We start from the raw sequence: 22,863 nt of genomic DNA, 5'->3' as shown, positions 1-22,863 counted from the left end.
CGTATTATCGACATTACCCGTAATGTATGCAGAATTTTTGAAAATAAGAAGAAATGACACGCGGCGTTTACATCAAAACCATTGCGGATATACCTGAATCATATATAATAGATGGGTTATCTATAAGGATGCATGAACGAAAGTGTACAGAATTAAGAGGTACCTCAAGTATAAGGGGGCGATGTGAAGCATGTCAGAACAACAACCGATTATCCGCTTCGAAGCGGTGACTCAGCAATACGATCAGGATGAAGCCGTATTGAAGGCAGTCAGCTTTGAGATTGAGCGGGGTAAATTTTATACGCTTCTTGGCCCATCGGGCTGCGGGAAAACAACGATATTGCGGCTGATTGCCGGTTTTGCGGAGCCGACACAGGGCAGTATTTATTTTAACGGTGCGCTCATCAACCGGGTGCCTGCCCATCAGCGGCAGGTGAATACCGTATTTCAGGATTATGCGTTATTTCCACATTTGAATGTATTTGAGAACGTAGCTTTTGGTTTGCGGATCAAAAAGATGAAAACGGCTGAAATTCGCAGCAAAGTGTTGGAAGCCCTCAAGTTCGTCAATCTATCCGGTTATGAGAACCGTGGAATTGGTGAAATGTCCGGTGGACAACGACAACGGGTTGCGATTGCACGCGCAATTGTGAACGAACCTGAAATTCTGCTGCTGGACGAGCCGCTCTCAGCACTCGATCTGAAGCTGCGGACCGAAATGCAGTATGAATTACGGGAGCTGCAACAGCGACTGGGCATCACGTTTATCTTTGTTACACATGATCAGGAAGAGGCCTTGGCGATGTCCGACGAGATCTTTGTCCTGAATGGCGGCGTGATCCAACAGAGCGGTACACCGAATGATATCTATGATGAGCCGATTAACCGTTTTGTGGCGGACTTTATCGGGGAATCGAACATTGTATCGGGCAAAATGAAGCAGGACTTTGTGGTGGAATTCGCTGGCGCACAGCACGAGTGTGTCGACCAGGGTCTCCAGCCGGACGAGCCGGTAGAGATTGTCATTCGTCCAGAGGATCTGGAGATTACAAGCGAAGACCAAGGCAAGCTGAAGGTTAATGTGGACTCCCAGTTATTCCGCGGGGTGCATTACGAGATATCCACGTACGACGATGCGGGCAATGAGTGGCTTGTTCACTCTACCAAGAAAGCCGTTGTCGGCGAGCGGATAGGACTCTATTTTGACCCGGAAGCTGTACACGTCATGCGCTTTAACGAGACCGAGGAAGAGTTCGACAAGCGACTTGAAGCTTATCAAGAGGCCGCTCATGCAGACTAAGGCCAGCACACGCAATGCGTATCTGATTCCATATGTATTATGGATGGTGTTGTTTGTTGTGGCGCCGGTTCTGCTGGTCATCTATTATTCATTCTTCGATGTGGAGGGTAACTTCACGTTTGGCAACTACGCCCGGTTCTTTACACCGGTGTACTTGCAGATGACGCTCAGTTCGTTCTGGTATGCATTTCTGATTACGGCGTTCTCGCTGCTGATCTCGTATCCAACGGCGTATATGCTGACCCGGACGAAGCACAAGCAGCTGTGGTTGCTGCTGATCATTCTGCCAAGCTGGATCAATCTTTTGTTAAAAGCGTACGCCTTCATCGGTCTGTTTGGAACGTACGGTCTGACCAACTCCCTGCTTGAAGTTGTGGGGATTGGCACACAGCAGATTTTGTTCACCGATTTCAGCTTTATCTTTGTCTCGGTGTATATCTTCATTCCATTCATGATCCTGCCGATCTTCAATGCGCTGGAAGAGATGAATCCATCGTTGATCTACGCGGCGCGGGATCTGGGAGCCTCATCTTGGCTGACCTTCCGCCGGGTTATCTTTCCACTGACGATTAGCGGGGTGAAATCAGGCTGTCAGGCTGTGTTTATTCCTGCGCTGTCCCTGTTCATGATTACCCGCCTCATTGCGGGAAACCGTGTAATTACGCTGGGAACAGCGATTGAACAGCATTTTCTCGTCACCCAAGACTGGGGGATGGGTTCAACGATTGCCGTCTTTTTGATTATTGCGATGGCGATCATTATGTTCCTGACTGGATCAGGTAAGAAGGAGGTGCGTAATGGGAAGAAACGGAAAGCTGTCTAACGTCTATCTAGCCGTTGTATTCGCCATATTGTACGCACCGATTGCGTATCTGATCTTCTACTCCTTCAACAGCGGCGGTCACATGCGCAGCTTCGAAGGATTCACGCTTGAATGGTACAGAGAGGTGTTTGCCGATACACGGCTACTCATCATTGTGCTCAATACATTTATCATTGCGCTCCTGTCATCAGCGATCTCAACGATTCTCGGTGTAGCAGGAGCACTGGCGATCTACCATGTGCGTCGCAAACGGACCAAAAACACGTTGCTGTCACTCAATAACGTGCTGATCGTTAGTCCGGATGTCATCATTGGTGCGTCATTCCTGATTCTGTTCACCATGATTGGTATCAAACTGGGCTTCACTTCGGTTCTGCTGTCTCATATTGCATTCAGCGTGCCAATTGTCGTGATCATGGTGCTGCCAAAGCTGCAAGAGATGAGTCCAACACTGATGGATGCGGCGCGCGATCTGGGCGCTGGTTCATGGCAGATTCTGACGCGTGTGGTGCTGCCATACGTGAAACCGGGTATTTTTGCCGGATTCTTCATGGCCTTGACGTACTCGCTGGACGACTTCGCGGTAACATTCTTTGTCACGGGTAATGGTTACTCTACACTCTCTGTAGAGATATACTCGAGAGCAAGGCAGGGCGTTTCGTTGTCCATCAATGCTTTGTCTACCCTGTTATTCCTGCTCACGGTGCTGCTGGTAGTCGGATATTACTTCATTAACCGCCGTGCAACACGGATTCCACCCGGAGGAAAGGGGCTGCGTCCATGAAGCAACTGGTACGGACATTTGCGCTTGTATTCGTGGCCGCCTTTGCCCTGATGATCCTGGCTTCGTATCTGAACAAGAGTCAGGGGTATTCTGGCGGCAACACGCTGACCATCTATAACTGGGGAGATTATATCGACCCGGATCTGCTCAAGGAATTTGAGGACGAGACAGGCATTAAGGTCATCTATCAGACGTTTGATTCGAATGAAGCGATGCTGACCAAGATTGAGCAGGGCGGTACTACGTTTGATGTGGCGATTCCTTCTGAATATGCGATTAGCAAAATGAAAGAAGAAGACCTGCTCGTTCCACTTGATCATAGCAAATTAACCCATCTGGACAACATTGATCCACGGTTTATGGACTTGTCCTTTGATGAAGGTAACAAGTACTCCATCCCTTATTTCTGGGGAACGGTGGGGGTTGTGTACAATCCTGAGCTGGTGGATGGATTGACGTTTGATAGCTGGAACGACCTGTGGGACCCGCGTTTGAAAAATCAAATCCTGCTCCTTGACGGTGCACGCGAAGTCATTGGTATGGGATTAAACAGTCTCGGGTATTCCCTGAACGATACCAACGAAGACCACTTGCAAGAAGCGCTGAAGAAGCTGTCTACATTGACACCAAACGTCAGAGCAATTGTGGGTGACGAGATCAAAATGTTACTCGCCAATGAGGAAGCAGCCGTTGGGCTCGTGTGGTCCGGGGATGCATCCGAGATTATGGATGAGAACGACAAGCTGGATTACATGGTGCCGGAAGAAGGCTCGAACCTTTGGTTCGATAACATGGTTATTCCAAAGACGGCGAGTAATATTGAAGGGGCACACCAGTTTATCAACTTCATGCTGGACCCAGACCATGCGGCTCGCAATGCCGAGTATGTGGGATATTCCACACCAAACGCTGAGGCCCTTAAGCTGCTGCCAGAGGACATCTCGGAGGATGAACGTTTCTATCCAGACGAGACACTGACAGGCAAGCTTGAAGTGTACGATAATCTGGGTAAAAAAATGCTCTCGCATTATAACGACCTGTTCCTGGAGTTTAAAATGCACAGTAAATAAGAGGTAATAGCATCTGATAACGATTCACCGTGGCTTATTAAGTAGAGTCAATAGCGTGTGAACAGTTCGTTAGATTCTGAAAAAAAACAAAAAGGGATGCTGCTCGTCATTTCAATTGAATGACGAGCAGCATCCCTTTTTTATTACCTACTTCAGAGCAATAGCGCTTGAAGTGCCATATAAGATGAACATTAAAGATCAAACGTTAACGGAGCGGGCAGAAATAAGCTATAGAAGCGGAGCGTTCGCCTTTATCACCGGATTTTCCCATTGTAAAAGGGAATCAAAAAAATCCGGGGATAACAGCGATCGAAAGATTATTCTGCACGCGGAGTGGCTCAGTGTGACCCCGCATCCTATTCATCTTATATAATTGCCACTACATGCGCTTTTTGCGACCTACCATGATCCATGCCCCACCCATAATCAGCACAATCGCCACGAACGGTTGGATAAAGCTTAAACTGCTCAGCATCGTACCAATCGACATCACGGCAAAGAACAGCAGGGAGATAACCGTCAGAATGTTGATGGGGATCAGCAACCATTTGTTCCGACCACCAAACCAGTACAATTCGAACAAACCAACAGCTACAGCCAGAATGAAGCCCGGCCACATCGTACCCCAGTTGTTAAACAGCATAGCGATCTGACAGACGATACCAACCGTGAGCAGCAATCCACCAGGAACCAGAAGTCCAACCCCTCTGCCAATCATGGAGAAGTAGAGCCAGTGGAAGAACAGTCCTAGTGGAATCACGAATAACGTGGGCCAGAAGGTCGCAAAGATCGTACCCGGACCGAGTGAACCTCCCTGGTTCAGAATCAGGTACACGCCCAGCAAAATGAGAACAGGCGCAAGGATCGTACGTTTAGCCATAATATCTCTCCTTCTTAATACAAGATCAATTTCCGAACGGTTGTATGTAGAGCAATACTTTCGTTATTCACAGCATACCATGAACTGGAAAAGTCTATCCTCCGTCTTTGGAGTTAAAGTGAACCTAGACCAAAGTCTAGGTAAGTATTTGGGCAACTACCTCTTTGTAGATGAGTGTGTAGTTGAACATACTAAAAACCCACTCTGTTGAAGAGTGGGTTCTGTCATTCTTTTTATCCAAAACGAAGCTTGTTATTTCACCACATCTGAATGTTTCTTGCCCCAGCTGTTCACACCGTCATCCTCAATAATGGAGATGGCAGCGTCGGCGATATCGGGGTTCGTCATCAGTTTCTCCTGAATACGGAACTTGATGTCATCCGCATCAGCCAGGCTGAGTCCTTTGGTCAGTTCAATCAGACCTTCCACATGATAATAACGGCCTTCCTGAATAATACGCATCATCTGAATGTCAGCAACATGTGTGTCTGCCAGAATGGTTTGGGACACTTTGTCCTCAATATCCTGTGGAGCCGCTACACCAATCAATCCGATCATATTATCGTAACCGACACGGAAGGCTACAGCGATCATCAGACATCCAATAATCGTTGTCACAATGCCATCGAGCAATGCAAAATTGGTTAATGCAATGACTACAACGGAGATCAAGGCGAGTGTCGCACCGAGTACTGCTACAACATCTTCGTAGAATACGAGACGGGTTGGTGGCGCAGCACGGCCTACATTTTTGATGGCAGCAGGGACCAAGGCCAATCCGGCGGCTTTGGGTGCGCGTGCTTCTTTTAGAATTTCCTTCATGGCTTTGATCAGGATGGCCCCGTCAATGACAATGTTCAGAACAAGCACTCCGATGTTAATCCAGAGACCGCCGGTATGACCAACAGGATGCTGGAGCAGGTGAATCCCCTCATGAATGGTCTCATAGGCCATAATCGTCACGACAATAACGGCGATCATACAGAAAATGTTGATGACCCGTCCGAATCCGGTCGGGAAGCGGCGTGTAGGTTTTTTCTCGGACAACACACTTCCGACAAAGACAAACCCTTGGTTAATGGCATCAGCAAGTGAATGCATCGCCGAAGCGAACATGGCACCACTGCCACTGAATAGGAAGGCTCCCCCTTTGCACACCGCAAGAACAGCATTACCTGCCATCGCTACGGCGGAGGATGTGTTTCCTTTTTTGACGAGAGACATAAAGCTCTCAGACTTCGGTTGTTCAGCCACTTCGTGTGTTCCTCCCAGATCAATGTATTAGGTGTAGAAAAGGCATTTTATCTTATAGCATGTGCATTTCCACTAAATGTTATTATAACCGCTTTGACATATCCCAGCATTATGCAAAAAAGGTCATATCATCATGCTGATCATGTGATCCATAGGGAGTAGGCTGATGCCAGTTTGGATACGTTATACTTTCTCAGTACTCAATGGCCTCCAAGGCACGTAAATTCCGGTTAGACTGTTCCAACAGTTCCGTAAACGTCCCAGCGACATAATATACAAAATCCGGGTCATGTACGTACATAATAATTTGCCCAACCATTCCTTGCTCTGTCGGATCAAAATCGAACATCAGATACAGTGAGCCACCTCCAAGCATGCCAAACGTGATCCATTTCTTTTGAAAAAGGTAAGGTTTGATTCGGGGATCAAGCTCACGGATCTCTTCTTCGGTAAAATAATCATCCATGCGGTTCTCCACCAGCGTGGACTGCTCCTTTTGAATCTTTTCCAGGGATAACAGATAAAATGGTTCGGATTCCTGTCCATCCGCAAGGCTTGGATACAAGACGTGAAAGGCATAACCGCTCCCATTTTTACGTTTATAAAACGCACGAAAATCAGCAGGCAATCGAATACCATGTTCACGCTCGAATGCGTCGAGCTGCTCATCCGTCACGCCTTCAAACTCGCGATAAGCCTCCAAGAGCTCCCGGTTTTCCTCATCCTGTACCTTCTCCTCCAGCAACATATCCAGTTCATCCATCAATTCATATATACGCTGTTCTGGCATGCAATTCCCTCCGTATGAGCTATTCAGATAATATGGTGAGTGATATGCGAGCAAACTGATCCTAATTTCACCTCATATTATAGTTATAATCCGGAAAAGCACACAAGAAACCGGAGTCCTTGCTTTACATACTACAATGGTCTCATTAATTCAAAGGCGGTAACAACAAATAAAGCGTGAGCAACAGGGGACCCCCCTGTAGCTCACGCTAATTATTTATCTACTATATAAAATGAAACTAACCTTTTATATAGTCCGCTTTAATCAAATTTCCAACAGGACAAGCTCAGGTTGCCATACTGATAGGCTTTGAACAGGAGTGAGGCTCGCTTGTTCTGATCTCCCGCACCCATGGCGAGTAACAGCGGTACAAAATGCTCCGGCGTAGGCACGGCGGCTTGTGCTGAGGGTGCCAGTTTATCATAGGAGAAGAGAGACGCCGTATCCCAACTCACCAGCTTGTCATGCAGCCAGTTGTCGAACTCTGATGCCCACGAGTCAACGCCGTTACTTTCCCAGTTCAATCGACGCAGATTGTGAACGGTCCCGCCGCTACCAATGACGAGGATGTCTTGCTCACGCAAGGAAGCGAGCGCCTGTCCGACCTGATATTGCTGCTCACCTGTCAGATAGCGATTCACGGACAAGGCAATTACGGGAATATCGGCATCCGGGTAGAGCAGGCGCAGAACAACCCAAGCCCCGTGATCCAGGCCACGAACATCATCCGTTTGTACCGGAATCCCGGCTTCTGCGAATAGGCGCTCCACCTCGGTTGTGGTCTCTGAATCCCCTTGAGCCGGGTACTTGATCTGATACAACTCGGGTTGGAAACCGCCGAAATCATAGATGGTTTCGTAATTGGCTACCGAGGATACAAGCTGAGTTGTGGATTCCCAGTGAGCAGAGAACAATACAATTGCTTTGGGTTTTGGCAGTTCCTGTCCAAGTTTCTGCAAAAATTCGGTGTACGCATTCTCCTCCAGTGCCAGTGATGGGGCACCGTGAGCAATAAACAGGGATGGCATCATTATGAATTCAGTCCTTTCGGGTCTCCGGAAGTCAGATTTGCATCTGTCCGAAGCCATTGTTGGAATTGTTGATATAGATCGGGGGTCACCTGATGCCCACCGTTGTAAGGAACGTATGTGACGTGATTGGTATGTTGACGGAAGAACTCGGCGTTATCTTCGCCCAGTTGCAGCGGGAATAGATGATCCTGATCTCCATGCGAAATGAACACAGACAGCTCCGAATCAGGTTGCAGTTTGTACTCGTCTTTCACAAATTGCGGGATGTACCCACTCATGGCGACTATGCCTTTAATAGCATCTCCCATGATCAGCGATAAAGTCATGGCCATAATGGCGCCCTGGCTGAATCCGGCGATATAACGCCGCGTGGGATCAATCTTATATTTGGCGGACAGATCAACAATCAACTGTTGCAGTCCCAGCACGGAGGCATCATACAATTCACGGATGGGGTTGCCTATACTTTTGATCTGAAAATAAGCATAACCACTACCCTGAACGATCGGCCCACGGATGGCGACAATAATAAAATCAGACTGCAGGGGCTCCATTAAACGAAGCATATCCTGTTCATCTGATCCCATGCCATGTAAGGCGAAAATCACAGGGTAACGTTGATCTGCATTGTAATGGGACGGTAAACGTACTTCATGTATATAAGGAGAATTCATTGAAAACACCACCTGATGAGGATTGAGTTACATATATCGTTTCGACAATAAAGTTCACCAATATGAAATAAATATTCTTATTTATGAACAAAATTTATCATGGTTTCATTGTAGGGTCAATACTTTTTTTGTATGATGAATATATGTTGTTTATAAGAAACCCTGAATAGTTTTAAAAGAAGTGACGCTGTGCGTGGTTCATATCTTATTCCCGAGGACGTGATCAGGATGTTAAAGAGTATCGTGCCTATTTTGAGAATATTTGATGAAAATAAAGCTAGAGAGTTTTACCTTGAATACCTGGGTTTCCAATTGGATTGGGAACATCGATTTGAGCAAGAAATGCCCTTATATATGCAGGTTTCGCTCGATTCCATCGTGATTCATCTCTCCGAACATCATGGAGATTGTACACCTGGAGCTGCCTTGCGCGTGGAAACAGATAACTTGGATACATTTCATGGTGCACTTCGTCAGAAAGAGTACAAACATGCGAGACCCGGTATAGAGGAGACCCCTTGGCAATCAAGAGAAATGACCGTGACAGATCCGTTTGGTAATCGGATTATATTTGTTGAGGCAAGCGCCGAATAGATAACCTGTAGTAGCTAAGCTTACGTCTGGTGTCTTATATAGATGAATAGAAGGGGAGGGACGCAATATGGATATTGGCTTGGCTATTCGTACGATCCGCAAACAGAAACAGATTACGATCATGCAGATGTGCGAGGGAACGGGGTTGTCCAAAGGTTTTATCAGCAACGTGGAAAATAACAAAACGTCACCTTCCATTGCTACACTTGAAAGTATTGCGGATTATCTGGAAGTTCCACTTCCCTATTTGTTGCTGACACCGGAGCAACGGATGAACGTGGTACGCAAGAACGAGCGTAAGGAAACGACAGCCGGAAGTGGACAGATTAAAGTGCAGCAGCTTACCGCCAAAGGTGCGATGCGTATGTCCATTGTAGAATTGCCTCCAGGTGCATCGACCGGGGTTAGCAAACATGCCGGGGAGGAAAGTCATCTGGTGTTGCAGGGCAAGATTCGTGCGGAGCAATGCGAAGATGTGGAAGTTTTAGAAGCGGGTGATTCGTTTACCTGGAATGCAGTTGTGCCCCATGAAGTGACCAACATCGGTGAGGAACATGCGGTGGTGCTCATCGCAGTGTCCAAAGAATTGGGTTTGGATCATTTGTAGAATAAAAAAAGGACGTCGCCCCAGTACATGAACATGCGAACATGCATACATGTACAATGGGAAACGTCCTTTTATATTTCTAACGAACTGAGCGAACCCTATTAGATGATTCTAAGTAGATCTCGAGATGTAACGAATCTCAGACGCTTTATTTCACTCTTGTGCGTGTAATTTGGCTACATTCCACAGACTTCTGGCGAAATAACGTCGCAGAGATTCGTTAGAAAAATCAGAAGCACACTGTCTATTGCGGATTCGTCGTCCAGATGCCTGCTGCTTTAACGAAGACACGGTCGGACAGCTTGAGCGTTGCGAGTGCAAGTTCAGCTACATCTTCCGCTTGCATCATGCGATCTTCGTCGCCAATTTTCAGTCCGGCATTGGTCGCAAGCTCCGTATTCACTGTGCTTGGTGTCAGTGCCGTTACACGAATGTTGGATTTGCGCACTTCCTGCATCAGAGATTCGGTCATGCCGAGTAGCGCAAACTTGGATGCACAGTATGCCGAACCTGTAGCGAATCCGCGCTCACCTGCAGTGGAAGCAATATTGATAATGCTGCCGCTACTTTCCTTGATCATGCTTGGGAGGACAGCACGTGTGACGTAATATGTACCCATAACGTTAACATGCAGGATGCGTTCCCACTCTTCCGGGTCCATATCCAGCAATGTGCCAAAGCTTGCAATACCTGCATTGTTGATCAGGATATCCACTGCGCCGAGTTCCATCTCAATGGCTGCTACAGCGGCTTCCGCCTGTGTGCGATCCGAGATATCTGCCGCAGCACTGGTTACTTTCACACCGTATTCTTGACTAAGTGACTGTTGCAGAGCCTGAAGATCGGAAGCGGTACGTGCAATAAGGCCGAGGTGCACACCTTCTTTGGCAAGTGCTTCAGCGATGGCACGACCGATACCTTTTCCGGCACCTGTGATGACAGCTGTTTTATTTTTAAGTTCCATGTGGATAATTCCTCCTTAGAATTGGACTGGCATTTGATTATACTATATTACCCACAGTTCGGAAATTTGCTTCATCACTATTTGGTAATCTCGATGCTGCCAGAAGAGGTGCGGGCTTTAATCACTTCCCGGCTTACCATTGGGGATTCAGGTACACCCACACTTCCCGAAGTAGCCTTAGCATCGTAGATCCCGTCAAAATCAGTTGCAGCTTGAATGAAAATATCTCCTGATGTTCCAGACGCATTAATTGGGGCCGAATGGGACTGCTCAATATGAATGCTACCCGAAGTGAATTGAACATCGGCTGCGCCGTTTAATTCAGTGATTTCAATATCTCCTGATTTAATCTTACTGTTTACTTGACCAACTACCTGATCAGCAGTGAAGCTTCCAGATGTCTGTTTCACGGTCATGTCTCCATTAATCATGGAAGCGGTAATGTCCCCCGAAGTCAGAGCCAACTCAATATTGGGTACCTTGATGTTTGCCAGACGTATGGAACCGGAGGTGTTATTCAGCTCAAGCTTATTGGCACTCAGATCCGTTAGATCCCAGTCACTTGAAGAGGAGTCCAGCTTAACCTCATTTAACTGATGTCCTTCAGGCAGAGCAATCGTTATTGTGGAATCTTGATCATTCCAGTACAGGGTGAAAAATTGCAATCGTTCACGCTCTGTCTGTGACAGTTGGAATGTGTCGTTGGATAAGGTGGCTTGTTCGAAGCTTCTGACTACGGCAGGGTCCCATTTACCATCCACTTCGATATAACCATTCGAATCCGGGCTTACAACAAATTCAATATCTGCACTGAAATTAGCATTCATAATAATGTTCTGCAATTCATCCGCTTTGAAATCCCATCGTTTGGAATAATGCTCCCGTTCATCCCCGAACTGTACGCCATAGATGGATGTCCCAAGTAAACCTATTCCGATACATATCACGGCAAGCGCAAGCCATTTTTTGGTGCTCATGCGGAAACATCTCCTTTCATCGTGTTTTTATTCCATCTAATATATTGAAGAGTGACGATTTTGAAGGTTCTAAAGACATACTTCGATGCGATGGCAAACAAAATGCCGACACCGAAAGCGCCAATCGCAACGAAGATCTCTGCTTTATCGAGTTGGCTAAGGAATAGAAAGTCCACAACCGCTGCCACAGGAGCCAATACCAGCAAGGACAGGCTGGCAATAACAAGCCATACCGACCACATCATGAGACCAAGAGGAATGCCAAGAATCAGATTCAGGAATAACAGGCCGATGGCTGTGAAAAAGTTGCGAGTGGCTCTGGTGCTGTTTTTGGCTGACCGCATTTCGCGATACGTCGGTGCATAAAACGCATCTGAACCCGGTGTATGAATGTCATAACGATCACCAAGTGCTTCCTTGGCGATCTCTTCCGGCTGTCCCAGCTCCCGAGCGATCTCTTCTTCCATTCTGCCTTCTCGTAGTCCAAGCTCGAAATGTTGATCATAATCTGCGAGCAATTCTGCCCGTTCCTGCGGTTCCATCGGCCGTAGATGAATTTCCATGGCCTGCATAAATTGTTGTCTATTCATTATGAGTTCCTTCCTCAATCAGATTTGCGACATTGCGTACAAAATCATTCCACTCTGTCGTCAGTGCCGACATGTATACGCGACCTGTCTCGGACAGTCGGTAATACTTGCGCGGCGGTCCTTCAGTTGATTCTTGCAGGTAGGTGGTGCAGTAACCGTCATTCACAAGCCGGCGAAGCAAGGGATACAGTGCACCTTCAGCAACTTCGATATGTTTGGAGACCGCCTGAGCCAGTTCGTAGCCATACCGATCCTGGCGGTTAATTAATACCAGGACGCACAGCTCCAATACTCCTTTTTTGAACTGGATGTTCACATTCACACAGGTTCCTCCTTAGTAGCTTCATTTATCGCTAGTGTATATTGTTCAGTAGTAGTGAAGTCATCATAGCATTCAGTACTATTCAATGCAAGGTAGTGACTTTAAAATAGTTCCGTATCACGATTTATCGATAAGAAGTTCGTTTAATACTGACGCTTAGCTGAAGCTGTCTGTTTAGCTATAATTCAGCATACGCAAAAACCGGATCGGTTACTTCCGTCTGGAGGCGGATTCCGATCCGGTCTGTGAGATGAACTTTTGTTTCTTTGGTTTACAGGTTAATCGCTAGATGTGGGTTATTCTTGTGCATCCAGAACTTTAAGGTCTTCCACAGCAGGGCCCTCAATGACATGGCCTGCATAATCGAATCGTGAACCATGGCATGGGCAATCCCACGAACGCTCGCCCTCGTTCCATTCGACTTCGCACCCGAGATGGGTGCAGGTGGTATCCACCAGAAACAGCTTGCCACTGGTGTCCTTATAGGCGCCAGCACGTTTGCCGTTATGACGAACGACAGCTCCTTCGTCTTCGCCAATATCACTAACGTTTTTGTGCACAATGCCTACTTTACCGGAGATTAATTCCTTGGCTACATTCACATTTTCCACAATAAAATGTTTCATGCCAGGATCGGCCTTGAATCTTGCTGGATCGAATATAGCGGCATGAGGATTGTCACGTCCACTGATACGATCCGCAAGAATGTGTCCTGCCATCGTGCCCGTTGTCATTCCCCATTTGGCAAACCCGGTCGCCACATAGACACGTTCATGTCTTCCGGTAATCGGTCCAATGTAAGGCACCTTGTCAATGGAGATCAGATCCTGAGCTGACCAGCGAAAAGGAATGTTGCGGATACCAAATGTCTCCGCTGCGAATTGCTCCAGGCGTTCATAATGACCGAAGGTGCAGATGCCTTGTCCGGTTTTGTGATTTTCGCCGCCGAAGAGGATAAGTTCCTTACCGTCATGCAAGACGGTACGCAAGGAACGGTACGGTGTATCGTCCGAGATATACATGCCACCAGCATACGGTTTTTCCGGTTCGACTAATACGGCGTACGATCGCTCGGCGTGTAATCGTGTGAAATAAAATCCGGGATCATAGACGGGAAAATGAGAAGCCACGACAATATGTTCCGCTGTTACGGATGGACCATCTCCATAAGTTCTGACATGTAGTGAAGCATCTTCCTCTACATCGGTTACGGTGGTGTGCTCATAGATACGTACCCCTTGTTTCACAGCGGAATCGAGCATGTAGTGCAGGTAGGCCAGTGGATCAAAGCGTGCCTGACCCGGCATGCGAATACCTGCCCTTGAGGGAACTGGAATAGGGAGTGGATCTACCCACTCACCAGGGATATTGAGTGTGCCGTAGGCGGTCAGCTCGATCTCCAGTTTTTTGATGTTTTCCTCGGATTGAATGTAGACGTAGGCATCTTCCTCTGCCCACTGGCAATCAATCTGTTTTTCCTTCACCAGATTGCGCATCCACTTGGCGGCATCGGCATTACCTTCATAGTACATCCGAGCCTGCTCTTGTCCGAAGTGATGCATAATTTCATCAAATATGACGCCGTGTTGTGCAGATACCTTGGCGGTGGTATGACCGGTCGTGCCATCCAATACTTTTCCAGCCTCCAACACGACCACACGCATACCCGTCTGTGCCAGCAGATAAGCGGTAGTAATGCCTGCAATACCGGCACCAATAATTGCTACATCCGCGGTGATATCTTCAGTCAGTTTAGGATAGGCGTCGAATTCATGCGTAGCACGCCACAGTGATTCGGGGACCGGGGGCAGACCCGTTTTGGGCTGCTGATTGTCGCTCATTTGTCTTCCTCCTCAATCATCTTCATTCGGTTGATGCGGTTGTCGTTCAGCGCACATCGTTGTACTCTTATTCATGATTGCCAGACTATGCCAGGAAAAAACGGTGTTGTTCAGATTTTGCCGAGGGGATGTTCACAATTTCCTGCGCAGAACCTCTGTTTTTTTTGTTAAACATGCTATATGATAGGATTACCGAAACCGTTTTAGGTTTTGAAAATGAGATCAAGTTTTACACCTGTAAACGTTGATTATAAAAGGAATAATCTATCCATCGGAAGTAAGATTTTATCCGAATTAATCCCCGTTTTTTCATAAGATATGTATTCGCTATCATTTTAATTAACTACCGATAACCAAAGGAGATTCCATATGACGACCAACCAAACGAAATATCCGTTTCAAGATACAGCACTAGAGTTAGACACCCGGGTGAAGGACCTTGTATCCCGCTTGACGGAAGATGAAAAAATTGAATCCATGCTGCAATATCAGCCAGCAGTAGATCGCTTGGGTGTACCTGCATACAAACACGGAACAGAAGCGGCACACGGCTTAGCATGGCTTGGCGAAGCAACATCTTTCCCACAACCGGTAGGATTGGCATGCACATGGGACGCGGATCTGATGAAGGAGATCGGTTCCGTACTCGGAGACGAGGCACGTGTATTTTATAAACGTAATCCGGCAGTGAACGGTCTTACGCTGTGGGCACCTACAGTGGATATGGAGCGTGACCCGCGCTGGGGACGGAATGAAGAGGCGTATGGTGAAGATCCGGAACTGACAGCCGAGCTGACGACAGCATTGGTCAAAGGAATTCAGGGCGACCATCCGAAGTATTACAAAGCAGTCGCTACCTTGAAGCATTTCCTTGCGAATAATAATGAAGTGGATCGCGGAAGCGGTTCGTCCAGCATCGATCCGCGCAACATGCGTGAATATTATCTGAAAGCGTTTGAGAAGCCGTTCAAAGAAGGCGGCGCACAGTCCATGATGACGGCGTACAACTCCATCAATGGTACGCCAGCGTTGTTGCATCCTTTTGTGAACGAGATTGTCAAAGGCGAATGGGGCATGGATGGTTTCGTTGTCAGTGATGCAGGCGACGTTATGGGCATCAAGAATGATCATAAATACTATGATTCCCACACACCAGGTACGGTAGAGTCTGTTAAAGCCGGAATTGATAGCATCACCGATGATGCCGAACTGTCCAAACAGGCACTACGTGAAGGATTGGAACAAGGTACACTCACGATGGATGACATCGATAAGGCGTTGTTCAATACGTTCCGTGTGCGTTTCCGTCTGGGCGAGTTTGATCCGGAAGAAGGCAACCCGTACGCTGCTATTGGTGAAGAGTCCATGATGACAGAGAAAGCAAAAGAACTGTCGCTCAGAGCCGCAAGAGAACAAGTCGTATTGCTCAAAAACGACAAAGGCACACTGCCGCTGGACAAAACAAAAGCTGGTAAAGTGGCTGTGATTGGTCAATTGGGCGGAACCGTCTATCGTGACTGGTATGCAGGCACCATGCCGTATAACGTATCCCCACTTGAAGCGATCCGTGGCAAAGTAGGCAGTGATAAAGTATCGTTCAAGGATGGTAATGACCGTATTACGTTAACTTCTGTAGCCAATGGGAAGAAGATTGGACTGGCAGATGGTGAAAAATCACCTGTCATTGCTTCGGGAGAAGCGGAGACGTTCATGGTGTCCGACTGGGGCTTCGGAAGTTATACCTTGCAGGCGGAAAGCAACGGCAAATATCTGACCACAGATGAAGAGACCGTAACGGCTTCCGCAGATGAAGTGTACGGCTGGTTCGTGAAGGAAGTATTCCACCTGTTGCCACAACAGGACGGAAGTGTAGGTCTGACGACTTGGAATGGCAAAACGGTGACTGCACCTAATGGTGGAAACGATGCATTCGCAGTGTCCGAAGAACTGAAGTCTTTCGGTGCTACGGAGACATTCAAGCAGGATGTAATTGTAAATGGACTTGAGGAAGCGGTAGCAGCTGCCAAGGCTGCGGAAACGGCGATTGTCTTTGTCGGTAACAATCCGCTTGTAAATGGTAAAGAAGAGATTGACCGTCCAAGTCTGGATCTCGCCGAATCCCAGCAACGTCTGGTTGAGGCGGTCTATGCCGCGAACCCGAACACGGTAGTTGTTATCGTGGGTAGTTATCCGTTCACATCCAACTGGGTTCAGGAGAATATCCCGGCGGTGTTGTATACTTCACACGCAGGACAGGAACTGGGTACCGCAGTAGCTGACGTATTGTATGGCGACTATGCGCCAGCAGGCCGTTTGAACATGACATGGGTACAATCGGCAGATCAACTGACCGATATCAAAGATTACGATATTATTCAATCTGGTCGTACGTATCAATATTTTGAAGGCAATGTACTGTATCCGTTTGGACATGGTCTGACGTATGCAACGTTTAAATACAGCAATCTGGAGTTGAGTCCTGCACAAGCAGGTACAGATGGCACCATCACGGTAACTGTGGATGTGACTAATACCGGTTCAATCGCTAGCGATGAGGTTGTACAGTTGTATGTTCGTGCAGGCAAATCGCGGGTGAAACGTCCACTCAAAACGTTAAAAGGATTCCGTCGTCTTCATATCGAAGCCGGAGTTACAGTGAAAGTCAGCTTCACCTTGCCTGTTCAGGAACTGGCAATCTGGGATGTAACTCGTGATCGGTATGTCGTGGAAAACGGAACATACTCCATCATGGTTGCCAAGTCATCCTCCGATGTTCAGCTGGTTGCAGACCTGACGATAGAAGGAGAAACGATCCCTGCTCGTAATCTGGGCGTAGCTACCCGTGCTGAGAATTATGATGCTTACCTGGGTGTTGACCTCGATGAGAGCAAAGAAGGCGGAAGTGCTGTCCGCGTAATTGGAGAGCAAGGATGGATTGCCTTTAAGGATGCTGATCTGGGTAGTGAGGCAGCAACAATTGAAGCTCGTGTATCCGCAGAACAAGCAGGTGCTGTGTTGGAAGTGCGACTCGGTTCACCGGAGGGTACGCTCGCAGGACGTGTGGAACTGGCACAAGGCGAAGCCCAGCAGTGGTCTACCGTGAAGGCTGAACTCACAGGTGCATCAGGTGCGCAGGATGTATACATTGTGTTGTCTGCAGGTGTGCGCATCAGTCACTTCGAGATTCGTTAAGTCAAATAACTCATGAAAAAGCCTCCGAACTTATTCGGAGGCTTTTGTTTATTGTTTAATGACCATTTTGCATAAATCCCCTGAGCGGTAGGAATCGAATTATGCAAATTTCTATGATATGAACCGTGCTTGTATTGTCCCTTAAACGTATTTTTATTTTCCGTCAAACGAAATCATTTTTTGCACAAATTGCTTCAATTGTTTGTTGGTTTCATTCAATTGTTCAATCGTGCTCATAAAATTGTTTACGAGTTCGGCCTGCTCTTGGGAGCTTGCAGTGATCTCACCAAGTTCATTCTCCATGCCCTGAATGGATTGCCGAACCGACAGAAGAGAATCTTCAATACGGGCCGTCGCTTCCTTGGTATCGACAGACAGTTTGCGAATTTCTTTGGCAACAACGCCGAAACCTGCACCTGCTTCGCCTACACGAGCAGCTTCAATAGCTGCATTTAAGCCGAGCAGATTGGTTTGTTCGGAGATTTCACGAATGAAGCTGGCGACCTGAGTTACATTGCCTGATTTCTGCACAGCTTGTTTGGAGTTGTTCCGGATCTCTTCGGTTGTGGCACTGAGTTCCTCGGAGTGTGCGGCTACATGCTGTACACTGTCAATTAACTGGTTGGTCAGATTTTCGGTAGCATCCATGAGCTGTTGTAGCTGATCCTGGTCATCCATACTGTAGAGCAGATTAAACAGGGCGATGACTTCACCTTGTTCATTTTTAATGGGAATAAAAGCTACGTCAAAAGGAACACCGAATATATCCTTCGAGTAGTGATCGAATCTTTTGACTGTACCGCCGTTCAGATCTGCAAAATTTCGATTTCCATCCAACAGAGGGTCTCCGGGTTGATAATTCAGTTGTTTTAACGATTCCCCTGCTGAGAAATATAGGAATTTCTCATGATCAATAACGGAGAGGGTTACATCCTGACGAATCGTATCTCGAAAGAAAGGCATACATGTAATTAATGCTTGAACAATATCCATATAAAAGATGATTCCTCCCTGGCCACCTTATGTAAACGGTTAAATTTTAAATGCTAAATTACTAACTACCTATATAATATATCGTCATGCAATAGAGAAGAAAGTAGAGAGAATGGATAAAACCTATTTCTTTAAGGCAGGTCTCTACGAATGCTTCAATTATGCGGGAAATGGTCCGAGAACCAGTTAAAGATTGTTTAATTACTATTCTTATTTACAAACCGATAGTCGGTTTGTATAATTCTTATAAAGAGTAGAGGAGTAAACAAGGGAGGAAACGTACTTGAAAAATGAAGACAGACGGAAACATACAACGGCTCAGTTATTGGGAGCTACCAAGGAACTGTTACAAGAGAAAGCCTGCCATGCGATTACTTTAAAAGAGATTATGGAACGCTCGGGATTGTCCAAAGGGGCGATTTTTCATTACGTTAGAAGCAAGGACGAAATATATATCTGGGTTCTGATGGAGCATCTGGAGACGGTGCACTCTGCCGTTCTGTCTACCATTGCGGAAGCAGATATCAAGACGTTTGAAGGTCCGATGCAGATTATCGCTGCGAATTTAGTCGGTCTGGAGGAGCAGGGATCAATGACCAATAAGGTCTTGCTTTATTTGCTGGGCAAAGAGGACGAACCTCAGGTGTCCGAAGCACTACAGCAATTTCACGATAGGTCGGTCAACTATTCGATGCAGTGGATTGAGTTGGGAATCAAACATGGTGTGATAGATAGCTCGATTAATGCAGAGCAGATGGGAGAACTTTTTGTACTGCTCTCCATGGGACTGCGGGTACGCACCTCAATGCATACAAGCGGAAGGTCACACTTGAACTCTACAGATATAGCTAACTTCATGTCTACCATGCTTAAGCAACAAGACTGATACGGATCTTTTTATAGTAAAGATGATGAAGGAGGATAAGAAATGGCACCACTTATTGCATTATGCACAACTTTTATGATACTTCGCGGGATCGGCTGGCTTGGAGTTCCGATGTTTAATCATTGGCATCCTGCGTTGCAAGGTGCGGTTGTCGTCATGTTTTTGTTGAGCGCATCCGCACACTGGGGCAAACGCAGATCCGATTTGGTTCAGATGGTTCCTCGTGGATTAGTTCACAAGGAGAAAATCGTCACGTGGACTGGAATCCTGGAGATCGTAGGCGCAGTTGGTTTACTTATACCTGGTGTTGCATGGATTGCCTCTACAGGGTTGCTGCTCATGCTCATTGTCATGTTCCCGGCTAATGTCCATGCGGCCCGTGAGAAGTTAACAATAGGCGGCAAAGCTGTGTGGCCAGTTTTCCCACGTCTGATGCTTCAATTGCTGTTCATTACAGCGGTTGTACTCGCTTCGCCATGGTTTGGATAATATACTGCCTCATATGAGTTTGTGCGTCACAATGGTGTGACTTGCCATTGTGCTAGGCACATCAATCAAACGTTGATTCCGGCTGCCGCGGAAGGGCAGGGAGACATCACGCTCTGCTTCAACGTATCGCCCGTCGATAATCACATCGCACAATCGGGCAAGCTCCGCTCTCACAGGGTCGGTGACCAGCTCCTCATATTCGAATCCCGTGTATGCCCATACCGTCAGATCAGGACGTGCAGCGCGGAGCTGCTGAACCCAGGACGTACATTCTGCTGCCGAGAAAAAGGGATCACCACCACATAACGTAACGCCATCCAGCAACGGATGAGTCGTCACTTCATGCAGAATCTGCTGCTGCCGCTCCTCTGTAAAAGGCTCACCCGCTCGAAAGCTCCATGAATCCGGACTGAAGCAGCCCGGACAGGCGTGTCGACATCCGCTGATGAACAACACGGCACGCAGGCCTGTCCCTTCATTTACCGATTCCGGGATGTAACCATATAGATTCACCGGTGTTTCACCCGATCCCGTACTTCGGCCTGCTTCGCAGCATTGAAGCGTACTTTGTAATCTCCAGTCAGATAACCGGTTACGCGGCGTAACCGCTGGAAGTGCACATGGTTCTCGTGGGCTTCACAGCCTGGGCATACATCCCCGATGACGCCTTCATAACCACATGCAGGGCAGCGATCAATCGGATGATTAATGGAGAAATAACCGATATCCTGCGCCAGTGCATACTGTACAATTCGCAGGAAAGCTGCGGTGTTGGCTCGAACGTTCCCGTCAAGCTCCACATAGGAGATTGCTCCTGCGTTACATAAAGTGTGGAATGGGGCCTCCAGTTCAATCTTCCGATAAGCTGGAAGAGTGTGGTATACCGGGATATGGAATGAGTTCGTATAATACTCACGATCATTAACTCCGGCAATGAGGCCGTATCGTTCTCTATCGACCTTCGTGAATTTGCCGGACAACCCTTCAGCAGGTGTGGCAAACAGTGTGATATTCAAGTTATGCTGCTCGCTCATCCGATCACAGAACTCTCTCATGGTCCGAATAATGTTGAGCGCTTCGCGGTGTACATGAGGGTCCTGCCCATGATGACGCCCATAGAGAGCTGTCATACATTCTGCGAGACCGATAAAACCAAGAGATAACGTTCCATGCTTTAATAGATCGGCAACTGGCTCGTTCGGGTCAAGCTGTTCTCCACCTTCCCATACACCCTCCCGCATCATGAAGTCCGATGCCTTGGCAGGCTGTGCTGTCTGAATTCGGTAGCGGTGCAGCAGGCCGGAAGCGGCATTATGCATAACCGACTCCAAAGCAGTATAGAATCCGGCCCGGTCAGCGACAGCTCTGGCACCTTGGCAGATGCCAAACCGGATGCCGAGCTTGACAAGGTTAATGGTGTTGAAGGACAGATTACCTTTACCACTTTGACGATTGCGACCAAACCGGTCAGCCAGTGTACGTGTGCGGCATCCCATAGTTGCGATGATCGTATCCGGATCTTCCGGATGATAGTAAGGCAGATTGAACGAAGCATCAACATTGACAAAGTTGGGATACATCCGCCGGGATGAACAGGTGACTGCGAGCCGGAACAAATCATAGTTCGGCTCTCCTTGAGCCTGATTGATCCCTTGTTTACATTGGAAAATATGTTGAGGGAACACGGGAGTCTCCCCGTTGCCCAGGCCACGAATGGTTGCTTCCAGCAACGAGCGTGATACCAACCGTCCTTCTGCTGATGTACATAATCCATAGTTCAGTGAAGTGAATGGAATCTGACCACCTGCCCGGCTGCTCATTGTGTTCAAGTTATGAATCAGTGATTCAGCAGCTTGTCCTGTCTCCAGTTCAGTCTCTTCATAGGCGAAGGCATATGCGTGCGGGCACTGATTCTTTGCTTCGATACTGTCCAGATAAAGCTGTTCATCCTCAAGCAGGGCATGCTCACCAAAGAGGCGTTGCCCTTTGCGGTAATGTTTGCGGAACGATCGTTGTACATAAGGGGCCAAATCCCAGTCAATCTTATTGGCCGATACACCGCCATATTGACTGTTCTGCTGGGATTGGAAGATGATCGCAACCAAGGCCATTGCAGACATGATCGTCTGAGGTGTGCGAACCGATCCGTTGCCTGTATTGAAACCCGCAGCAAGAAGACGGTCAAACGGGATAAAGATGCAGTTGGTTGTTCCAAGCGCATACTGATCCAGATCGTGTACATACAGATCCCCGTTCTCCACAGCTTGGGCAAGCTCTTCCGGCAACACATGACGCAGAGCATGCCACTTGGCTGTCTCCGAACCGAGCCTGCTCATCTTGCCGCTGAAGGAGTCTCCGTTCAGATTCGCATTTTCCCTCAGCGTATCGGCGTCTTCTGCGCCAATAATTCGTCTTCCCAGGTCGGATAATAGATCGGATGCCGGTGGAGTGGCATACTCAAGCATGTTCATGTAAGGTTCCTCCTAAAATGATTTTGGGTATCATTCAATTCATGTTAAATACTATATGTAGATTCATATTATCCATTTATAAACTATATGTGGTTTTTTGGGTGTGATAATGGTCACACAACGTAGTGGGCAACGTGGACTTTCCTTTAATTGCTGTGGATAAAGGTTCCCAAAGTCTGAGTAGAAGCGTATAATTTCTAGTTATCCTGCAAGGATAATATTCGAAGTGAGACAAGATGGACTTTCATCCATCTGAAAAGGCGATTTGCAAACCATTTTTGGTTGTTAAACCATCAACTCAAGACCTGCTTTTGTCCAAAAACAGGCTATC

The 22,863-nt window shown here is 47.4% G+C and carries 22 protein-coding genes; 9 read left to right on the top strand and 13 right to left on the bottom strand.

From position 1 onward, the window contains the following. The first annotated feature begins 190 nt into the window (after positions 1 to 190). The 4 genes from MKY87_RS13740 to MKY87_RS13725 are packed head-to-tail and all read left to right on the top strand — an operon-like array spanning position 191 to position 3,977. Positions 191 to 1,300 carry an ABC transporter ATP-binding protein gene (locus MKY87_RS13740; protein WP_340964921.1) on the top strand — a complete coding sequence of 370 codons (1,110 nt, stop codon included), beginning with the start codon at positions 191 to 193 and terminating at the stop codon, positions 1,298 to 1,300. Continuing rightward, positions 1,290 to 2,123 (top strand): ABC transporter permease, encoded by an 834-nt coding sequence (locus MKY87_RS13735; RefSeq protein WP_017691799.1) that lies wholly within the window; start codon positions 1,290 to 1,292, stop codon positions 2,121 to 2,123. Before MKY87_RS13740 ends, MKY87_RS13735 begins: the two co-directional genes overlap by 11 nt. Beyond that, positions 2,098 to 2,907: an ABC transporter permease gene (locus MKY87_RS13730; RefSeq protein ID WP_062836831.1), complete on the top strand. Its 810-nt coding sequence runs from the start codon at positions 2,098 to 2,100 to the stop codon at positions 2,905 to 2,907. Before MKY87_RS13735 ends, MKY87_RS13730 begins: the two co-directional genes overlap by 26 nt. Further along, complete coding sequence (locus MKY87_RS13725) at positions 2,904 to 3,977, top strand: ABC transporter substrate-binding protein (RefSeq protein WP_074092622.1); 1,074 nt, start codon at positions 2,904 to 2,906, stop codon at positions 3,975 to 3,977. Before MKY87_RS13730 ends, MKY87_RS13725 begins: the two co-directional genes overlap by 4 nt. Before the next feature lie 379 nt (positions 3,978 to 4,356). Here MKY87_RS13725 and MKY87_RS13720 read toward each other — a convergent pair whose 3' ends face one another. The 5 genes from MKY87_RS13720 to MKY87_RS13700 form a co-directional block, all read right to left on the bottom strand. After that, a complete protein-coding gene (locus MKY87_RS13720) occupies positions 4,357 to 4,857 on the bottom strand; it encodes a hypothetical protein (RefSeq protein ID WP_017691802.1) in 501 nt (166 codons plus the stop codon). 252 nt (positions 4,858 to 5,109) lie between these two features. Next, positions 5,110 to 6,111: a cation diffusion facilitator family transporter gene (locus MKY87_RS13715; protein WP_017691803.1), complete on the bottom strand. Its 1,002-nt coding sequence runs from the start codon at positions 6,109 to 6,111 to the stop codon at positions 5,110 to 5,112. Between the two features lie 193 nt (positions 6,112 to 6,304). Next, positions 6,305 to 6,901, bottom strand: coding sequence for an SMI1/KNR4 family protein (locus MKY87_RS13710; protein WP_339788210.1), 597 nt, complete (start codon positions 6,899 to 6,901; stop codon positions 6,305 to 6,307). Between the two features lie 260 nt (positions 6,902 to 7,161). Then, positions 7,162 to 7,932 carry a dioxygenase family protein gene (locus MKY87_RS13705; protein ID WP_340964916.1) on the bottom strand — a complete coding sequence of 257 codons (771 nt, stop codon included), beginning with the start codon at positions 7,930 to 7,932 and terminating at the stop codon, positions 7,162 to 7,164. Next, positions 7,932 to 8,606 (bottom strand): alpha/beta hydrolase, encoded by a 675-nt coding sequence (locus tag MKY87_RS13700; RefSeq protein ID WP_340964913.1) that lies wholly within the window; start codon positions 8,604 to 8,606, stop codon positions 7,932 to 7,934. Before MKY87_RS13700 ends, MKY87_RS13705 begins: the two co-directional genes overlap by 1 nt. Before the next feature lie 228 nt (positions 8,607 to 8,834). Between MKY87_RS13700 and MKY87_RS13695 the strand changes: the two genes are divergently transcribed. Next, a complete protein-coding gene (locus MKY87_RS13695; protein ID WP_340964911.1) occupies positions 8,835 to 9,200 on the top strand; it encodes a glyoxalase superfamily protein in 366 nt (121 codons plus the stop codon). Between the two features lie 67 nt (positions 9,201 to 9,267). Further along, positions 9,268 to 9,807, top strand: coding sequence for a helix-turn-helix domain-containing protein (locus MKY87_RS13690; RefSeq protein ID WP_339788218.1), 540 nt, complete (start codon positions 9,268 to 9,270; stop codon positions 9,805 to 9,807). A 244-nt stretch (positions 9,808 to 10,051) separates the two neighbouring features. Here MKY87_RS13690 and MKY87_RS13685 read toward each other — a convergent pair whose 3' ends face one another. From MKY87_RS13685 to MKY87_RS13665, 5 genes are all read right to left on the bottom strand, one after another. Beyond that, positions 10,052 to 10,771: a 3-ketoacyl-ACP reductase gene (locus tag MKY87_RS13685; RefSeq protein ID WP_338588950.1), complete on the bottom strand. Its 720-nt coding sequence runs from the start codon at positions 10,769 to 10,771 to the stop codon at positions 10,052 to 10,054. Between the two features lie 77 nt (positions 10,772 to 10,848). Continuing rightward, positions 10,849 to 11,748, bottom strand: coding sequence for a DUF4097 family beta strand repeat-containing protein (locus MKY87_RS13680; RefSeq protein ID WP_339788222.1), 900 nt, complete (start codon positions 11,746 to 11,748; stop codon positions 10,849 to 10,851). Beyond that, positions 11,745 to 12,338 (bottom strand): HAAS signaling domain-containing protein, encoded by a 594-nt coding sequence (locus tag MKY87_RS13675; protein ID WP_339788224.1) that lies wholly within the window; start codon positions 12,336 to 12,338, stop codon positions 11,745 to 11,747. Before MKY87_RS13675 ends, MKY87_RS13680 begins: the two co-directional genes overlap by 4 nt. Beyond that, positions 12,331 to 12,660 (bottom strand): PadR family transcriptional regulator, encoded by a 330-nt coding sequence (locus MKY87_RS13670; RefSeq protein ID WP_339788227.1) that lies wholly within the window; start codon positions 12,658 to 12,660, stop codon positions 12,331 to 12,333. Before MKY87_RS13670 ends, MKY87_RS13675 begins: the two co-directional genes overlap by 8 nt. A gap of 296 nt (positions 12,661 to 12,956) precedes the next feature. Continuing rightward, positions 12,957 to 14,501: an FAD-dependent oxidoreductase gene (locus tag MKY87_RS13665; protein WP_340964907.1), complete on the bottom strand. Its 1,545-nt coding sequence runs from the start codon at positions 14,499 to 14,501 to the stop codon at positions 12,957 to 12,959. A 369-nt stretch (positions 14,502 to 14,870) separates the two neighbouring features. Between MKY87_RS13665 and MKY87_RS13660 the strand changes: the two genes are divergently transcribed. Continuing rightward, positions 14,871 to 17,693 carry a glycoside hydrolase family 3 C-terminal domain-containing protein gene (locus tag MKY87_RS13660; RefSeq protein WP_340964905.1) on the top strand — a complete coding sequence of 941 codons (2,823 nt, stop codon included), beginning with the start codon at positions 14,871 to 14,873 and terminating at the stop codon, positions 17,691 to 17,693. 153 nt (positions 17,694 to 17,846) lie between these two features. On the opposite strand, the gene MKY87_RS13655 is transcribed toward MKY87_RS13660, so the two are convergent. Beyond that, positions 17,847 to 18,686, bottom strand: a complete 840-nt coding sequence (locus MKY87_RS13655) for a methyl-accepting chemotaxis protein (protein ID WP_340964903.1) — start codon at positions 18,684 to 18,686, stop codon at positions 17,847 to 17,849. A 283-nt stretch (positions 18,687 to 18,969) separates the two neighbouring features. Here MKY87_RS13655 and MKY87_RS13650 point away from each other — a divergent pair, with 283 nt between their 5' ends. Together MKY87_RS13650 and MKY87_RS13645 are read left to right on the top strand one after the other, a co-directional pair. Continuing rightward, on the top strand, positions 18,970 to 19,572 hold the full coding sequence (locus MKY87_RS13650; protein ID WP_340964901.1) for a TetR/AcrR family transcriptional regulator: 603 nt from the start codon (positions 18,970 to 18,972) through the stop codon (positions 19,570 to 19,572). Between the two features lie 42 nt (positions 19,573 to 19,614). Next, complete coding sequence (locus MKY87_RS13645; RefSeq protein ID WP_340964899.1) at positions 19,615 to 20,061, top strand: DoxX family protein; 447 nt, start codon at positions 19,615 to 19,617, stop codon at positions 20,059 to 20,061. Positions 20,062 to 20,070: 9 nt separating this feature from the next. Here the strand turns inward: MKY87_RS13645 and nrdG are convergent, their stop codons facing one another. Next, entirely contained in the window at positions 20,071 to 20,574 is a 504-nt protein-coding gene (gene nrdG, locus MKY87_RS13640; RefSeq protein ID WP_340964897.1) for an anaerobic ribonucleoside-triphosphate reductase activating protein, read from the bottom strand. Continuing rightward, positions 20,571 to 22,532 (bottom strand): anaerobic ribonucleoside triphosphate reductase, encoded by a 1,962-nt coding sequence (locus tag MKY87_RS13635; RefSeq protein WP_340964894.1) that lies wholly within the window; start codon positions 22,530 to 22,532, stop codon positions 20,571 to 20,573. The genes nrdG and MKY87_RS13635 overlap by 4 nt, the downstream gene beginning before the upstream one ends. Positions 22,533 to 22,863 lie beyond the last annotated feature (331 nt).

This window comes from Paenibacillus sp. FSL R7-0198 (assembly GCF_038000415.1).
In the GTDB taxonomy this organism is placed as follows: Bacteria; Bacillota; Bacilli; order Paenibacillales; family Paenibacillaceae; genus Paenibacillus.
This window is presented reverse-complemented; position numbering and strand designations above follow the sequence as displayed.

Excerpts from the sequence above, each read along its gene's own strand:
- MKY87_RS13740 (WP_340964921.1), top strand. The coding sequence starts at position 191 with ATGTCAGAACAACAACCGATTATCCGCTTCGAAGCGGTGACTCAGCAA.
- MKY87_RS13735 (WP_017691799.1), top strand. The coding sequence starts at position 1,290 with ATGCAGACTAAGGCCAGCACACGCAATGCGTATCTGATTCCATATGTA.
- MKY87_RS13730 (WP_062836831.1), top strand. The coding sequence starts at position 2,098 with ATGGGAAGAAACGGAAAGCTGTCTAACGTCTATCTAGCCGTTGTATTC.
- MKY87_RS13725 (WP_074092622.1), top strand. The coding sequence starts at position 2,904 with ATGAAGCAACTGGTACGGACATTTGCGCTTGTATTCGTGGCCGCCTTT.
- MKY87_RS13720 (WP_017691802.1), bottom strand. The coding sequence starts at position 4,857 with ATGGCTAAACGTACGATCCTTGCGCCTGTTCTCATTTTGCTGGGCGTG.
- MKY87_RS13710 (WP_339788210.1), bottom strand. The coding sequence starts at position 6,901 with ATGCCAGAACAGCGTATATATGAATTGATGGATGAACTGGATATGTTG.
- MKY87_RS13705 (WP_340964916.1), bottom strand. The coding sequence starts at position 7,932 with ATGATGCCATCCCTGTTTATTGCTCACGGTGCCCCATCACTGGCACTG.
- MKY87_RS13700 (WP_340964913.1), bottom strand. The coding sequence starts at position 8,606 with ATGAATTCTCCTTATATACATGAAGTACGTTTACCGTCCCATTACAAT.
- MKY87_RS13695 (WP_340964911.1), top strand. The coding sequence starts at position 8,835 with ATGTTAAAGAGTATCGTGCCTATTTTGAGAATATTTGATGAAAATAAA.
- MKY87_RS13690 (WP_339788218.1), top strand. The coding sequence starts at position 9,268 with ATGGATATTGGCTTGGCTATTCGTACGATCCGCAAACAGAAACAGATT.
- MKY87_RS13685 (WP_338588950.1), bottom strand. The coding sequence starts at position 10,771 with ATGGAACTTAAAAATAAAACAGCTGTCATCACAGGTGCCGGAAAAGGT.
- MKY87_RS13680 (WP_339788222.1), bottom strand. The coding sequence starts at position 11,748 with ATGAGCACCAAAAAATGGCTTGCGCTTGCCGTGATATGTATCGGAATA.
- MKY87_RS13675 (WP_339788224.1), bottom strand. The coding sequence starts at position 12,338 with ATGAATAGACAACAATTTATGCAGGCCATGGAAATTCATCTACGGCCG.
- MKY87_RS13665 (WP_340964907.1), bottom strand. The coding sequence starts at position 14,501 with ATGAGCGACAATCAGCAGCCCAAAACGGGTCTGCCCCCGGTCCCCGAA.
- MKY87_RS13660 (WP_340964905.1), top strand. The coding sequence starts at position 14,871 with ATGACGACCAACCAAACGAAATATCCGTTTCAAGATACAGCACTAGAG.
- MKY87_RS13655 (WP_340964903.1), bottom strand. The coding sequence starts at position 18,686 with ATGGATATTGTTCAAGCATTAATTACATGTATGCCTTTCTTTCGAGAT.
- MKY87_RS13645 (WP_340964899.1), top strand. The coding sequence starts at position 19,615 with ATGGCACCACTTATTGCATTATGCACAACTTTTATGATACTTCGCGGG.
- MKY87_RS13635 (WP_340964894.1), bottom strand. The coding sequence starts at position 22,532 with ATGAACATGCTTGAGTATGCCACTCCACCGGCATCCGATCTATTATCC.